The following is a 14212-nucleotide window of genomic DNA, read 5'->3' as shown; positions in this document are numbered from 1 at the left end:
TTTATAATAGAAAAAAAGCTTGGCAAGCGCCAAGCTTTCTCCTTATAATTCTTTACCTTCTACCGGTAGTACGTTTTTCACCGCTTCTATCACTTTCTCATCTTCTGTATCAGATAAGAAGATTGAAATAGCACCTTTATCGTCACTCGTACGAATTAAACGACCGATGCCTTGACGAAGACGTAAAATCATATATGGTACATCTACATCCCAGAACGGATCATTAACATGTTTACGCTTCGCTTCAAACACCGGATCGTTTGGAGGGAATGGTAATGACCAAATGATAACATGTGATAATGATGAACCAGGAATGTCTAAACCTTCCCATAAATGAACGGCACAAAGTACAGTCTCTTCTTCATTTTGGAAGCGAGAAACGAGCTGACTAATTTCTTGATCCCCTTCATATAGGAACTGAACTGACATTTGTTCTTTACTTACATATTCTTTAAACGCTGCAAGCTCTTGCGTTGTACGGAATAATACAAGTGTACGTCCATTTGTTTTTTGTATATTTTCAAGTGTATATTGACACTTTCTTTCCCATTCATTTTCTTTCGTATGCGATAGTAAGTTTACTGCCATTTGCTCCTCATAATCAAACGGTGAGGCAACTGAGAATGATAAGTAATCTTTTACCCCTAAGCTATTTGCTGTAAACGCGAATGAATCGTTATTAGATAATGTAGCAGACGAGAAGATATACGGGATTTTCTTCGAGAATACTTTCTCTTGTAACACTTCTTCAACTGCACGTGGCATAATGACTAACGTGAAGGCTCCATCACCTTCTTCGCCCCAGGTAATTACATTTTTCTCGTGCATGAACAGACGAAGTGAATGTTCTAACACATCTAAATGTTCATCAACGATATTTAAATCATACGTATTTACTGTATGCATTTCACTTTCAAATACTAATGCATCACCGACTTCACCAATTTTCGCATAAAGTCGTTTTGCTTCAGCTGTTACTTTTTCTGTCACAGTAATTTCTAAACGATCCGAACCGGCAATTTCCTTTTTATTTTCTTGTAACACATCAAAGAATCGCTCTGTTTGCCAAATTGTTTCTTCTACTAAATGTGCAAACTCTTCACGAATATCATTTTGTAATAATCTCGTTAATAGTTGCTCCATCATCGTTTGCTTTAAACGGTATGTTAAAGCTTTTTGAGCTGCATATTCTACAAGATGTCCTTCATCGAATACAACGCAGCTACTTTCTGGTAATAACGGAATTTGCCCTTCACGCTTACGAGCATCGTACGTCCAAATATGATCCATATAGAAATCTTGAGAACAAATAATTAAATCTGCTGCTTTACGATAATGTTCACGAGAAAGAGTTTGTCCACAACGATGACGAGAATCACAAGTAAAGCAATCTTGGAAGTAATCCCAATTTACTTTTGACCATTCTTCGTCATTTAAAAGTGGAAATTCTTTTCTGTCACCATAGTGCGTAAAGTTTTGCATCGTACCATGATCGAATACAAACTGTGGTAACTCGTAATATACGTCTTCAATTACTTCTGGAGCTCGTCCACTCATAACATCTTCAAGTTTACGTAAGCATAAATAATTATCCATTGATTTTGCAAGCCTTACATCAACAGATAGCCCTAATGCTTCAGATAACTTAGCAATGTCCCCTTCTTCTTTCACAAGCTGCTCAATTAACGTTTCATCTGCACAAGCAATAATAGCTGGTTTCCCAGTATAACGCGCATAACAAATTGCATATAGAAGATATACAATTGTTTTCCCTGTTCCTACACCCGCTTCTGCGAACATTACTTTCTTTTCTTGGAAAGCACGCTCTAATTGAAACGCCATAAAAATTTGTTCATCACGCTCTTCAAATCCTTTTTCTGGAAGGATGTCGTAAAACACATCTCCAATCCACTCATTCAACTTATCATAAAAATTATCTTGTTTTCCTACTTCAAATGGTAATCTCTTCTCAGTAAACATCCTTAGCCTCCAACCAAAAAGTTTTTCTATAAAAAGATATAGCAACCGCTACTCATTTGTATGCAGTCACTTTCCCCTGTTACAATACATAGAAATGCACGAAAAAAAATTTTCCTTTCGAAAAAGGAAAATTTTCTTCTATATTAATGACTTTAAATACCGTTTATCAATCGCTGTTTCATGTGAAAGAGCTGACAAATATTCTTCTTGTGCTTTTTGTATTTCATCTACAATCACACCTTGGCTATCCACTTCTTTTCCGAGCTCATCATACGTACGGTGAATAGCTTTTTGAATCATTGATAATTGGAAACTATCCATATTAGTTCCTCCTTTACGCATTACATAATAGCCAGTATATGCGTGCTAGAGGAGTTTTATACTATGAATTACGCGGTGGACGTTTTCCGAAGTATTGGTAGTAATCTGTACGGATAAATCCGTTAAATAGTTTACGTTTCTTCGATGCATCTTTTCCGTAACACTTCTCAAATGCTTCGTAACTTGTTAATACATATGCTGACCATGTATCTAACGGACGGAATACTTGTCCCATTTCTTTGTACAATTGTTCAACAAGTGCTTTTTCACTTAAACGTTCTCCGTATGGAGGATTCGTTACAACGTAGCCATAATCCTCTTTTGTTGTGAAATCTTTTACTTGCATTTGTTTAAATGTAATTAAATCGCCTAAGCCTACTTCTTCTGCGTTATCTTGAGCAACTCGAATCATACGATGATCAATATCTGATCCAATGATTTGTAATCGTTGATCATAGTTCGCTAAATCTTCAGCTTCTTGACGAGCTTCACGCCAGTTTTGTTTACCTACCCAGCCCCACTCGTCAGATGCGAAACCACGGTTAAATCCTGGCGCAATGTTTTGTCCAATTAATGCTGCTTCAATCGGAATTGTACCTGATCCACAGAATGGATCAACAAATGGACGATCTGGCTTCCAGTTTGTTAATTTAATTAAAGACGCAGCTAATGTTTCTTTTAACGGAGCTTCCCCTTGATCCATACGGTATCCACGTTTATGAAGTCCAACACCACTCGCATCAATTGTTAATGTTGCAATATCCTTGAGCATTGCAATCTCGATACGGAATAATGGACCATCTTCTTCAAACCAAGTTGTACGTTTATATGTTGTTTTTAATTTTTCAACGACAGCTTTTTTAACGATACGTTGGCAATCCGAAACACTGAATAATTCAGATTTTAAAGATTTACCGATAACAGGGAATTCGCCATTCTCTGGAATATAATCTCCCCAGTTTAATGCTTTCGTTTTTTCAAATAGCTCATCAAATGTTGTTGCTTTAAATTCGCCAACTTTAATTTTTACACGGTCCGCAGTACGTAACCATAAATTCGTGCGACAAATCGCCTTTTCATCTGCTTCAAATGTTACTTTGCTGTTTTCTACTTGACATTCATAACCAAGATCGCGAACTTCTCGGGCAACTAACGCTTCAATACCCATTGCCGCTGTTGCAATTAAAGTAACTTTTCCCATTTGCATTCACCTCTTATGTATATTCAAACAATAATTAATAGCAATTGGTCCTATTAATCATTACATTTTACGAAAATTTTTCTCATTAACCATTTTAACTCATACTTTATAACTTCATACAAATAAAAAGCCCTCCTCTAACAAAGGAGAGCTGAGTTATTTCATAGTTGGTTCATAACGTTCTGTAAGCCATGTTCTGTTCCTTTGTACTACAAACGGCCCACGCCTCGTACTCCGGTGGCAATCATCTATCTACAGGTTATAAAACCTGTCCTTTCCCATCGTTCATTTCCTTGGAAAAGATTCCCCTACCATTATTTGGGTTTCTCGCTCGTGGGGTTTACCTCGTTCCACTCCTATCATTTCTTCAAGGACTTCGTCACTGTGGCACTTTAAAGGTAGTCAAACCATATCCGAAAGGACTTAGGTTTTTTCCCTGCCGTTAAACCAGCCTTACAGCCAGAATACCCTAGCTTATGAATTGGCTAGGCACGAACACTACAGCCATCTCAGGCCGTGCGAGCATGGACTTTCCTCTACAACGTTGGCGTTGCAGCGATTACCCAAACGTTATGACATCCATTAGTATAGTGGAAACAAAAAGATTTTGCAACGTTTTTTTCTATGTAAAATGCTTAAACCTTTTCCCACCTTACATCATTCGTATAACTTACTTCCAAATACAGCTTTTTCTAAGTTAGATAAGCGTTTTAAAATATCCGTATTCGTGTTGTTATAAACTGGTTGTGCAACTGGTGTTTGTACAGGTTGTTGTGGAACTTGCGTTACAGCTAGTTTTTGTTCCTCTAATTCACGCTTTAAACGAGCATTTTGTTGCTTTAATTGCTCAAACTCTTTGTGGAAAGCTTCATAGTCTTTAATGATCATATCAAGAAACTTGTCTACTTCTTCTTGCTGATAACCTCTCATACCTGTTTTAAATTCTTTTTCTAAAATATCTTTCGCTGTTAATTTAATTTTATCCGAAATCATTTTCTTCACCTCAAATTTTTACCAAAACTTTCATTAACTAAATTTTTTCAGAAACAATGCTTTTTGTCAATCATATATACGAGTACTATATTACATATTACTCTGCATTATTCCACTGTTCCTCTTCTATTATATCTTGTAAATCAGAAAAAAGAATGAAATAACTGTGATAATTTTCTATTTCCCCTTTTTTCTTTGCTGATTCTACAATATATTTGGGACTTCCTGGTTTTTCTTCATCGTATACCGCTAAAAGCGCATCACTTTTTTCAATAAAAAATTGATTTTTTAATTTAAATTGCTCTGGGCTTTCATACTTCCGTTTCGTGATACTATCAACATGGTCTGCTTGAGAAAGAATAAATTCGTAATATTCACGATTATCTTCTTTCCAATTTTCTTCTTGTTCTAAAAACGGAGTGAATACCCCTAATTTTAAATCTGGATATTCTACTTGCATTTCAAAAACAACTTCAGCAGCCCATAATTCTACACCTAATTGGCCGCTTATTATAACCCACTCTAAACCATCTTCTACAAAAGTGAGTAATTTACGGTGTAATGCTTTCTTTATACACTCCACTCCTGGATGATCATTTTTAAATATTCCAAGTTCAAATGGCTTATATCCTGTTACTGAAATAACTTTCATATCAACACTCCAATTACAAAAAAAGAACTAGCATTTCGCTAGTTCTAACATATCATTTACTTTTTAAATATTCCACCAACGTTTGGTCCGATATTTGGACCTACTGGTGATACATTGTTTGGTAAAAACGGTGATACATTTGGTCCTGGTCCAAACGGTGATACATTCGGTCCCGGCCCAAATGGAGATATTTGATGACCGTGGTGATGATGATGATGATGACCATGACCACACGGTCCACATCCGCCGCCGAATCCTGGGTCGATTGGGTCCACAACATTTACATTTGAATTTGTTTGTGGGAAGAAGTTTTGGTTTTTAATTTGTTGATGATGTACATGTGTTGTATGTGTTGGGAAAATGTGTGGCACCACCGTTGTTGAAAAAGAGTGTGTTACGCATTGTTTCGTCGGATGAATGACAGGAGCAGTCGTACAAATAGGTCCTGTAGGCTTATGCCCTCCAAAGCAAGGATGACAATGATGCATAGTTTTTTCTCTCCTCTCTCGTTAAAAAAAATCTGATTACACTTTACAGTATGAGAAAAGAGAGAAAGCCGTTTGTTATATATACCCATTTATTACAAGGAAATTTGTCTAGTCCTTTATTTCATCTACATTGTTTTTATAGACAATCCTTCAACATTACTTACCAAAAAAGCCTCCAACTTGCTTTACAATACCTGTCACTTGATTCATCGCATTCATCATTTGTCCAGCTGTATTCATCATTTTATTTACATCATAGTTACCATCTGATGTTTTAAATTGAGAAACAAAACTAGAAAACTGACTTGGCTGTTGTTGCTTTTGCTTACCCTGCGTCGGATACGGTTGTTTTGGTGGATAAAACATCGCTTGTTGATTAGCATACGGCGATGGTGGTGGTGGCATATAATATTGCGAATTCATATAAGGCTGCTGCTGTTGTTGATTCATGTATGGTTGCTGAGCTTGTGGTTGTTGAGCTTGATTCACATAAGGTTGCTGCTGTTGTGGTTGTTGAGCTTGATTCATAAAGGACACTTCAAACGGTTGATAATAATTTTGATTTCCATAATAAGGCTCGAAAGGATACATATTATACCGTAAATATGTATCCGTATTATATTGGTACATATTTTGCTGTACATATGGATTCGTTTGCTGATATACGTTAGGTTGTTGAAACATGCATTCTCTCCTCCTTCACATAAGTTTCTACATATATAATATGTACCTATAAAATAATATGTGTGATGGAGTATCTGTCTATTTTTGTCGGAAGTTTAAATTTTTAAAAAATTAAAAAAGAAAACCCTTCCATGCTATGATAATGAAGAAGAAGATTCTCATGGGGGAGGAATCAACATGGTATTAGGGGATTTAAAACAAGCGTTTTCTCAAAAAAAGGGGTATTGCACAGAGAATGTAAATGAATTATTAGACTTTGCGAGACATTGGTATCTCGAAGGAAAAATATGCATATCAGATTATCGAACATTAATAAAAGAATTAGAAATAAACGGCGCAACAAAACCCACAACAATGACAGAAGCATAAAAATAACAAGAGGGCTCTCCCTCTTGTTATTTACATTGCTCAACTATATTTTGCAAAGTATACGAAATGGCTTGGTGTGTTTCAAAGAATCGTTTACCTTTACCTTTATTTACAAAGCATTGTAACACATTCGTTTGTAAATTATCGTATACTTGATCAATTTGCTGTACATGTATATATTTTGGCTTTTCTTCTTTAATCCACGTATAAGCTAATTCTTTCCACTTCTTTAATTCCTCATCTACCATATCTACAAACGGTTTCATATCCTTATAAAAGTCGTATTCGGTTAGTTCTCTCTTTTTTACATTCGCTTCATTATTATACTGCATGAGTTTTTCTGAAGACTGTATTAACGCTTCATTCTTCATTACTTTCCCACCTTATTATGCACTCACTACGACGTTTTGAAATGTCTTTACCCAATTCCCTTTCTCTTCGTGATGCACTAATTTATTTTCCATATGTTCAATATGCATTTCTGTTATTTCTATCTTATTGCATATTTTTTCACTCGCATCCTTTAATGCATGATTCATTCTAATCCCTATATTCATTTCCAGCAAATCGAGAGAACTTAACATTTGATCCATTTTTTTCATTACATCTTCCTTTTGAACCATCGCCATATACAAAACGCCTCCTTCTTTGCTTTTCCTTTGTCATGTATTTTCGCCGAATGATTCACCACTCCTGCCCACATGACAAAACTAGTTGTTATTCGTCAAAGAAATCATTTCGTATGTCATTTATAGAAATGGTAACAATACAAAAAGGAGGTGTATTACAATGGCAAAGAACAAAAATGAAAAAAAGAAAAACCAAAACAAACAACAAAATAAACCCGAGACTGGCAATCCAAAGCTAGATGGTCCAAACTTCCCTGCTACATAAAGCGAGACTTTATTACGAACAGTTAAATTTCAAGTCACCCTTAATCTCCTACTAGCATTACGTTTTGAGATTAAAGTTGTAGCACACATAGCAGGATTGTTTCAAATTAAGAAGTCCCGTCTTCAAAATGGAAGACGGGACTTCTTTTTTATTATATCATGAACTCATCCATCCTTTTAGCAAAACGATTTACGATAGATAGCCTATAGATTTGTTCTCTCTTTCTTCTATACCATTCTGTTATATTAACTTCCCCTTTAGGTTCTTCAGGTACAAATAGCACATTCATTTTCATATTTGCACAAAACCAATCTCTCATTTTTATTTCTTCATGTAAAATAACAGGATAAATATCTCTAAGTGTTGGCGTATAAGACTTTCGAGTTTCCTTTGCGTAAACTTCATAATCTTCTCTAGACCCAGTATGTGTAGTTTGCAATGCAAACTTATAAAACGAACCATTATAAATTGGATGAAACAATAACCATGCTAATTTTTTTCCTAGTTCTATACGCTGTTGTAACGTTTCAAATTGATAAACCGAAAATCCATACATTCTCCCTTCAATTGTTGGGAAGATAACTGCACTAATATGAAATCTTTCTTGTACTTTAAAAAGTGCAGTATGGAATACATGTTTTTTAAAATATGTGTTCTCAATGACTGGTTTTTGAATTTTATTTTGTTCATTTATAATAAGTGCTGTCATAAGCCTATTTATATCTCTTCTTTCCCAGAAAAATAGCCATTCTTTTTCCATAAAAATTGATACGCTGAAATATTGCAACAAATGAAAGAGAGGTGCACGTCTCTTCTTACTTTCCTCATACAATAATAGCTGTGGAAATGCATCTAAAAAAATAATCCAATTAGCCTGTTCGTACAGAATAAATAAATGTTTTTTTACCGTTTTAGGTAAAACAGTAGCATAATATCTCCCTTCTAAATCAGTCATATTCCAGCCCGCATTTCTCGAAACCATACTCGCTAAAAAGGCCCACCTGATTTCACTATTTCTTAAATAATATTCTTGATAAGATTGTGTTCGAGAAATATTGTCCACATTAGCTATTTCTGTTTTCTTTTTAATATTGCGAATGATTGCTCTTTCTTCCTCTGTACAAAACTTTTTTTCTCGATTTTGTTTCATTTTCATATAATCATTCCATGTAAACATAAATAAGTCATCATACCTTTCATCAAAAAGGTCACATCTTTTTTCATTTTTTGATATAATCACCTTTGTAAGTAATTCTTAGCAAGTTGGGAGTGGACACACTATGACCATTCGTTACCCAAATGGAAAAAGGTATAATCAAGCTTCACAACCTCAAAAAACACCTATAAAAACACATACTTATAGTAATAGAGGTATGTCCCTTGAAGAGGAATTGAATGAAACAAATCAATATTACTTAACCCATAATATTGCATGTGTACATAAAAAGCCTACACCTCTTCAAATTGTAAAAGTAGATTACCCCGCTCGAAGTGCTGCAGTGGTAAAAGAAGCGTATTTTAAACAACCTTCTACAACAGATTACAACGGTGTATACAAAGGGAAATACATCGATTTTGAAGCAAAGGAAACAAAAAATAAAACTAGTTTCCCACTTCAAAACTTCCACCTTCATCAAATTGAACATATGAAGCAAGTGGTTGCTCATAATGGAATTGCATTTGTTATTATTAAATTTACACTTTTTGATGAATTTTATTTACTAGATGCAAAACATATTATTGCATTTTGGAATCGTCAAAATACTGGTGGACGCAAGTCGATTACGAAAGAAGAAATAGAAGAGCATGGATCCTTATTATCATGCGGTTATCACCCTCGGATTGACTATATCCGTGTACTAGACATGGTTTATTTTTCGTGATAGAGTCATCACTAAGGCTCTTTTTTCGACTTTTGGGGGAGAGAATGAAAGGTAGGAGAAAGTATAATGTCAGATAATTATCGTTCTCGTACAGAACGAAATCATGTGAAAAATCAAGAGAAAAAAACACATAAAGAAGAAAAACCAAAGAAAAAAGGCTCCTTTTTCAAGAAATTCCTTATAGGTTGTCTACTTCTTGGTATCGTTGGTCTTGTAGCCGGCGTTTCCGCTTTCTTTGTTATGGTAAAGGACGCTCCAAAATTAGACAAATCCAAACTTGTTAATCCTTTATCAACAAAGTTTCTTGATAAAAACGGAAATTTCTTCTATGAATACGGTGCTGAAAAACGAACACATGTTACTTATGATCAAATTCCAAAAGTAGTTGAAAATGCATTCCTTGCAACTGAGGATTCGCGTTTCTATGATCATAATGGAATTGATTTTAAACGAACTACAAAAGCAGTTATGGAAAATGTCACTGGTGGTTTCGGTTCCCAAGGTGGTAGTACGATTACACAGCAAGTCGTTAAAAACTACTTTCTAACGATGGATAAAACCGCTAAGAGAAAAGTACAAGAATGGTACTTATCTTACAAATTAGAGCAACAATACTCTAAACATGAGATTTTAGAAATGTACTTAAATAAGATTAATTTAGGTAACCGTTCATACGGTATTGCGACAGCAGCGCAAAAATATTATGGTAAAGATTTAAAAGACTTGCAATTACATGAAGCTGCTATGCTCGCTGGTTTACCCCAAGGTCCAAACATTTATGATCCAACCAAAAAGGAAAATGTTGAACGAGCAACAAATCGTCGTAATGTCGTATTGTCATTAATGAATCGACATGGTTATATAACAAAAGAAGAAATGAATAATGCAGTTAAAATCCCAGTAACAGAGGGCCTTCAACCGTCTTCAGAAATAACTGAGATGAAGTATCAAGCATTTTTAGATGCAGTTGTAAAAGAAGTTGAAAAAGAATATCCTGATGTAAATATCGGTTCAGATGGTTTAACGATTCATACAACACTTGATCAAGATGCTCAAGATTATGCTGAAAAAATTATGGATGGCAATCTTATTAAGTATCCAAACGATCAATTCCAAGGATCATTCGTATTTATGGATACACAATCTGGAGAAGTTCGAGCAATTGGTGCTGGACGTAAAGAAAATAAGTCCACTTTCAAAGGTCATAATATGGCAACTGATTTAAAACGCCAAGTTGGTTCAACAATGAAACCAATTTTCGACTACGGTCCAGCGATTGAGAATCTTCAGTGGTCTACTTATCATCAATTAAATGACTCTGAATATACTTATTCTGATGGCACAAAGATTAAAAATGCTACAGGGAGTTTTAAAGGTGACGTTTCACTTCGTGAAGCATTGAAGAAGTCATTAAACATCCCGGCTTTAAAGACAGCTCAAACAGTTGGACTTAATAAATCAAAAGAGTTTGCTGAAGGTTTAGGCATGACATTTGAAAATGGAGTACATGAATCTACTGCAATTGGTAGTAACGATAGTTCTCCCTTAGCAGTAGCAGGTGCATATGCAACCTTTGGTAATAGTGGTAACTACAATAAACCACACTTCGTAAAAGAAGTAACCTTCCCGGACGGGAAAAAGAAAAGCTTTAAACCGAAAGAACAACGTGCTATGCAAGACTATACAGCTTACATGGTAACTGACGTTCTTCGTGACGTAGTAAAACCTGGTTCTGGTGGTACAGGACCAACAGCATATGTTTCAGGTGTTGACGTAGCGGGTAAAACTGGAACGCAAAACTTTGATGCAAAAGATTTAAAGAAATACGGCATTCCAGCTGATGCAAACAGAGATAGCTGGTTCGCTGGATATACACCACAATATACGATGGCTGTATGGACGGGTTACGTAAAGAACGGTCCAGAAAACTACATTAGTGATCGTTATACTAAAATTGCACAGCAAATGTTCCAAGTAATGATGAGCAAATTCGCTACAGATAAATCACGCTTTGAACGTCCTTCTTCTGTTCAAGAAATAAACGGAGAATTATATGTAAAAGGTGCGAAAAAAGATGCAATTAAACAAATTAAAGTAGATGCCCCTAGTGGTCTGAATGTCACTTTTGATGGCGCTAGCACAGTTACACTAAACTGGTCTGGACCAGCAGAAGTTGATGCATATGCAGCCAGCTATAAAGCAACTGACGGTTCAAGTGGCAGCCTATCAGTAAGTGGTACGACAGCTACTCTTGGTGGTATTAAACCAGGTGTTACTTATAGCTTCTCTATAGTAGCGAAAAAAGGCACTGGCACAAGCCCAGCAGTTGGTGCATCCTTCACTGCGCCTGGCGGAACTCCAGATGCGAAAAAAGCTGAAGAAGAGGCTAAGAAAAAGGCCGATGAAGAAGCTAAGAAAAAAGCTGATGAAGAAGCCCAGAAAAAGGCTAATGAAGATAAAGTAAAACAAGACGAAGCTAAGAAAAAGGCTGAAGAAGAGGCTAAAAAACAACAAGAACAGCAACAAGAACAACAACGTAAACAGCAAGAAGAAGCTCAGAAGAAAGCTGATGAGGAAGCTAGAAGGAAAGCTGAAGAAGAAGCTAAGAAAAAAGCTGAAGAAGAAGCTAAGAAGAAAGCTGAAGAAGAGGCCAAGAAAAAAGCTGAAGAAGAAGCTAAGAAACAACAAGAACAGCAACACCAAAATACCGGAGGAGATACACCTCACGCAGACGGTGCTGTTGTTACAACAGAGTCCTAATATACAAAAAAAGAAGTCCGTTTCTCTTAACGAGAAGCGGACTTCTTTTTTGTTATCATTTTCTTTACATACAGCTTTTCTATTTCGATATACAACTGCGCTAATTGAATATAAGAATGATAATTACTCGGTTTCTTTATAATGAATGAATATCTTTCCATAAAATTAACAGGTTGTACTTTTAATTTATTCGTATTTATTTGCATTTCATTCAAACTATGAACAGGTTGTTCATTTAGCCAATAGACAACCGATAACAAGTGAGCTGCAAAAAGAATCATTGGTCCCTCAGCCTCTTGCTTATTTCTATTTCGAAACAGTATAGCAATGTCTTCATGCTTATTTTTCCATACATTCAACATCGCTGGAATACTGTTTTCAATTTCCTTCCATGGCTCATACTGTCTTTCAATATCAAATATAAAGTAAGTATTTTGTATTATCTCTTCAAAAGAATTGTCTGTATGATACTTAATTAAATTTACACTTTCTTCAAAAAATGGTAAACAGTGAAATTCTTTCGGTATTTCTATAACTCGCTCCATCCTTTATTTCACCTTCATTCGCTTCTTTCCTTCACGACATACTTCTAACAGTCTGCACTCCTCACATTGCGGTCGTTGTGCTTTACAGTGATAACGTCCAAAGAAAATCATACGATGATGTGTAACTCCCCACTCATCCATCGGTACTTTTTTCATTAATGTTTTTTCTACTTCTAACACAGAGTCTTTCCATTTACACATAGCTAATCGTTTACTCACTCGCTCCACATGTGTATCAACAGCAATTGCCGGAATTCCAAACGCTACGGAAACTACAACATTCGCTGTTTTCCTTCCTACACCTGGTAATTTCGTAAGTTCATCTCGATCGCTCGGTACTTCTCCATTATAGTCATCTAATAACATTCGGCATAATTTTTGAATGTTTTTTGCTTTATTTCTATACAATCCGATAGAGCGTATATCTTGTTGTAATTCTTCTAGAGAAACACTTAAATAATCTTCTGGTGTTTTATATTTTTGAAATAAATTTCTTGTCACTTTATTTACAAGTACATCCGTACATTGTGCAGATAACGCCACCGCGATTACAAGTTCAAATGGATTATCATGAACCAATTCACAATGTGCTTCTGGATACATATCCGCCATTGTGTCTAAACAATAACGGATTTGCGTTTTGTTAAGCATATTTTTCCTCCTATATTACTGCTCCAACCAATTATAAAAAGGCACTTTTCCAGTAAATTTCGTCTCTTGTTTTGTCATTTGTTGTGTTCTTTGTTGATTCGCTCTAAATTTTTGACCTTGATTTTGAGCCTGATCTACCGTTTTAATTCCATTCTTTTTCCACTCAAATAAAATACGATCAATATATCGGAAATTTAGTTTTCCACTCATTACAGCTTCTCTAAGAGCCGCTTGAATTAAATTTGGATGATGTTGATCTTGGTCCTCCCACATTCCTAACGTTTCACATTCGAACGGCGAAAGTGGTCTTCCAAATTCTTTTTCAAATACTGTATATAAATTTACTTGCAGCTGTTTTTTTTCTTTTTGCTCTTCCTCTATTGATTCATCCATTAAGAAATGTAATATTTTTTCCCATAACGGTTGTAAAGAATAACTTTCGCACATCATCGCTTCTGATCTTTGTCCACCTTCTAGTGATAAAAACCCTTTTTGAATCAATACTTGAATTACTTCCATACATTTCATTTCCGTTATCGTCATCCGTTCAGAAATCTCTGAAGGAGTCGGAAACGAATTACCTGATTCTAAAAATGTGTGTACATGAAGTACCACCATAAATTCCGTCTCATTTAAACCTAATTTTTTATAATGCATCATAAGCAATTTTGGAATTGCAATGCTTCCCTGCTCAAACCACTGTAACATTATTTTCTTTTTCATCACCAAACACCTCGCTCTCTAGTATAACACACCTTTAGCTATTTCTTTTTGCCACAATTCGTCAAAAA

17 protein-coding genes and 1 other RNA gene are annotated in these 14212 nt (G+C 35.4%); 4 read left to right on the top strand and 14 right to left on the bottom strand.

What is annotated here, in order from left to right; genetic code table 11:
• Positions 1 to 42 precede the first annotated feature (42 nt).
• The 8 genes from CGQ22_RS18230 to CGQ22_RS18195 form a co-directional block, all read right to left on the bottom strand.
• On the bottom strand, positions 43 to 1980 hold the full coding sequence (locus CGQ22_RS18230; RefSeq protein ID WP_089149058.1) for an ATP-dependent DNA helicase: 1938 nt from the start codon (positions 1978 to 1980) through the stop codon (positions 43 to 45).
• Positions 1981 to 2118: 138 nt separating this feature from the next.
• Positions 2119 to 2301: a DUF3921 domain-containing protein gene (locus CGQ22_RS18225; RefSeq protein ID WP_000376898.1), complete on the bottom strand. Its 183-nt coding sequence runs from the start codon at positions 2299 to 2301 to the stop codon at positions 2119 to 2121.
• A gap of 61 nt (positions 2302 to 2362) precedes the next feature.
• Positions 2363 to 3502, bottom strand: a complete 1140-nt coding sequence (locus tag CGQ22_RS18220; RefSeq protein ID WP_000521224.1) for a THUMP domain-containing class I SAM-dependent RNA methyltransferase — start codon at positions 3500 to 3502, stop codon at positions 2363 to 2365.
• A 180-nt stretch (positions 3503 to 3682) separates the two neighbouring features.
• An RNA gene (gene rnpB, locus CGQ22_RS18215) (RNase P RNA component class B) lies at positions 3683 to 4073 on the bottom strand.
• Positions 4074 to 4159: 86 nt separating this feature from the next.
• Complete coding sequence (gpsB, locus tag CGQ22_RS18210; RefSeq protein WP_000622431.1) at positions 4160 to 4495, bottom strand: cell division regulator GpsB; 336 nt, start codon at positions 4493 to 4495, stop codon at positions 4160 to 4162.
• Positions 4496 to 4592: 97 nt separating this feature from the next.
• Positions 4593 to 5147, bottom strand: coding sequence for an SLOG family protein (locus CGQ22_RS18205; RefSeq protein WP_000864832.1), 555 nt, complete (start codon positions 5145 to 5147; stop codon positions 4593 to 4595).
• A gap of 56 nt (positions 5148 to 5203) precedes the next feature.
• Positions 5204 to 5635, bottom strand: coding sequence for a CotD family spore coat protein (locus CGQ22_RS18200; protein ID WP_000546272.1), 432 nt, complete (start codon positions 5633 to 5635; stop codon positions 5204 to 5206).
• 156 nt (positions 5636 to 5791) lie between these two features.
• Complete coding sequence (locus tag CGQ22_RS18195) at positions 5792 to 6319, bottom strand: YppG family protein (RefSeq protein ID WP_000487630.1); 528 nt, start codon at positions 6317 to 6319, stop codon at positions 5792 to 5794.
• 177 nt (positions 6320 to 6496) lie between these two features.
• On the opposite strand from CGQ22_RS18195, the gene CGQ22_RS18190 reads away from it, so the two are divergent.
• Positions 6497 to 6688 carry a YppF family protein gene (locus CGQ22_RS18190; protein ID WP_000242653.1) on the top strand — a complete coding sequence of 64 codons (192 nt, stop codon included), beginning with the start codon at positions 6497 to 6499 and terminating at the stop codon, positions 6686 to 6688.
• A gap of 26 nt (positions 6689 to 6714) precedes the next feature.
• Here CGQ22_RS18190 and CGQ22_RS18185 read toward each other — a convergent pair whose 3' ends face one another.
• A complete protein-coding gene (locus tag CGQ22_RS18185) occupies positions 6715 to 7059 on the bottom strand; it encodes a YppE family protein (RefSeq protein WP_000786940.1) in 345 nt (114 codons plus the stop codon).
• A 15-nt stretch (positions 7060 to 7074) separates the two neighbouring features.
• Entirely contained in the window at positions 7075 to 7317 is a 243-nt protein-coding gene (locus tag CGQ22_RS18180) for a hypothetical protein (protein WP_001252036.1), read from the bottom strand.
• 85 nt (positions 7318 to 7402) lie between these two features.
• On the opposite strand from CGQ22_RS18180, the gene CGQ22_RS32755 reads away from it, so the two are divergent.
• Complete coding sequence (locus CGQ22_RS32755) at positions 7403 to 7582, top strand: hypothetical protein (protein ID WP_001987054.1); 180 nt, start codon at positions 7403 to 7405, stop codon at positions 7580 to 7582.
• 151 nt (positions 7583 to 7733) lie between these two features.
• Here CGQ22_RS32755 and CGQ22_RS18170 read toward each other — a convergent pair whose 3' ends face one another.
• Positions 7734 to 8759 (bottom strand): DUF2515 domain-containing protein, encoded by a 1026-nt coding sequence (locus CGQ22_RS18170; protein ID WP_089149057.1) that lies wholly within the window; start codon positions 8757 to 8759, stop codon positions 7734 to 7736.
• Positions 8760 to 8862: 103 nt separating this feature from the next.
• Between CGQ22_RS18170 and recU the strand changes: the two genes are divergently transcribed.
• Positions 8863 to 9465, top strand: a complete 603-nt coding sequence (gene recU, locus CGQ22_RS18165) for a Holliday junction resolvase RecU (RefSeq protein WP_000155598.1) — start codon at positions 8863 to 8865, stop codon at positions 9463 to 9465.
• A 66-nt stretch (positions 9466 to 9531) separates the two neighbouring features.
• Positions 9532 to 12225, top strand: coding sequence for a PBP1A family penicillin-binding protein (locus CGQ22_RS18160; RefSeq protein ID WP_089149056.1), 2694 nt, complete (start codon positions 9532 to 9534; stop codon positions 12223 to 12225).
• 26 nt (positions 12226 to 12251) lie between these two features.
• Here the strand turns inward: CGQ22_RS18160 and CGQ22_RS18155 are convergent, their stop codons facing one another.
• From CGQ22_RS18155 to dnaD, 3 genes are read right to left on the bottom strand one after another with little or no spacing between them, the layout of a single operon-like run.
• Entirely contained in the window at positions 12252 to 12770 is a 519-nt protein-coding gene (locus tag CGQ22_RS18155) for a YpoC family protein (protein WP_000442648.1), read from the bottom strand.
• 3 nt (positions 12771 to 12773) lie between these two features.
• A complete protein-coding gene (gene nth, locus CGQ22_RS18150; protein WP_000933036.1) occupies positions 12774 to 13421 on the bottom strand; it encodes an endonuclease III in 648 nt (215 codons plus the stop codon).
• A 15-nt stretch (positions 13422 to 13436) separates the two neighbouring features.
• Positions 13437 to 14144: a DNA replication protein DnaD gene (gene dnaD / locus CGQ22_RS18145; RefSeq protein ID WP_000727172.1), complete on the bottom strand. Its 708-nt coding sequence runs from the start codon at positions 14142 to 14144 to the stop codon at positions 13437 to 13439.
• Between the last annotated feature and the right edge of the window lie 68 nt (positions 14145 to 14212).

This window comes from Bacillus sp. M13(2017) (genome assembly GCF_002218325.1).
In the GTDB taxonomy this organism is placed as follows: domain Bacteria; phylum Bacillota; class Bacilli; order Bacillales; family Bacillaceae_G; genus Bacillus_A; species Bacillus_A thuringiensis_K.
This window is presented reverse-complemented; position numbering and strand designations above follow the sequence as displayed.

What these genes read in the sequence shown, in the direction of transcription:
- CGQ22_RS18185 (WP_000786940.1), bottom strand. Translation starts at nt 7,059, where the DNA reads ATGAAGAATGAAGCGTTAATACAGTCTTCAGAAAAACTCATGCAGTAT.
- CGQ22_RS18205 (WP_000864832.1), bottom strand. Translation starts at nt 5,147, where the DNA reads ATGAAAGTTATTTCAGTAACAGGATATAAGCCATTTGAACTTGGAATA.
- CGQ22_RS18200 (WP_000546272.1), bottom strand. Translation starts at nt 5,635, where the DNA reads ATGCATCATTGTCATCCTTGCTTTGGAGGGCATAAGCCTACAGGACCT.
- nth (WP_000933036.1), bottom strand. Translation starts at nt 13,421, where the DNA reads ATGCTTAACAAAACGCAAATCCGTTATTGTTTAGACACAATGGCGGAT.
- CGQ22_RS18225 (WP_000376898.1), bottom strand. Translation starts at nt 2,301, where the DNA reads ATGGATAGTTTCCAATTATCAATGATTCAAAAAGCTATTCACCGTACG.
- CGQ22_RS18160 (WP_089149056.1), top strand. Translation starts at nt 9,532, where the DNA reads ATGTCAGATAATTATCGTTCTCGTACAGAACGAAATCATGTGAAAAAT.
- CGQ22_RS18220 (WP_000521224.1), bottom strand. Translation starts at nt 3,502, where the DNA reads ATGGGAAAAGTTACTTTAATTGCAACAGCGGCAATGGGTATTGAAGCG.
- CGQ22_RS18180 (WP_001252036.1), bottom strand. Translation starts at nt 7,317, where the DNA reads ATGGCGATGGTTCAAAAGGAAGATGTAATGAAAAAAATGGATCAAATG.
- CGQ22_RS18155 (WP_000442648.1), bottom strand. Translation starts at nt 12,770, where the DNA reads ATGGAGCGAGTTATAGAAATACCGAAAGAATTTCACTGTTTACCATTT.
- CGQ22_RS18190 (WP_000242653.1), top strand. Translation starts at nt 6,497, where the DNA reads ATGGTATTAGGGGATTTAAAACAAGCGTTTTCTCAAAAAAAGGGGTAT.
- CGQ22_RS18230 (WP_089149058.1), bottom strand. Translation starts at nt 1,980, where the DNA reads ATGTTTACTGAGAAGAGATTACCATTTGAAGTAGGAAAACAAGATAAT.
- CGQ22_RS18170 (WP_089149057.1), bottom strand. Translation starts at nt 8,759, where the DNA reads ATGTTTACATGGAATGATTATATGAAAATGAAACAAAATCGAGAAAAA.
- recU (WP_000155598.1), top strand. Translation starts at nt 8,863, where the DNA reads ATGACCATTCGTTACCCAAATGGAAAAAGGTATAATCAAGCTTCACAA.
- gpsB (WP_000622431.1), bottom strand. Translation starts at nt 4,495, where the DNA reads ATGATTTCGGATAAAATTAAATTAACAGCGAAAGATATTTTAGAAAAA.
- dnaD (WP_000727172.1), bottom strand. Translation starts at nt 14,144, where the DNA reads ATGAAAAAGAAAATAATGTTACAGTGGTTTGAGCAGGGAAGCATTGCA.
- CGQ22_RS18195 (WP_000487630.1), bottom strand. Translation starts at nt 6,319, where the DNA reads ATGTTTCAACAACCTAACGTATATCAGCAAACGAATCCATATGTACAG.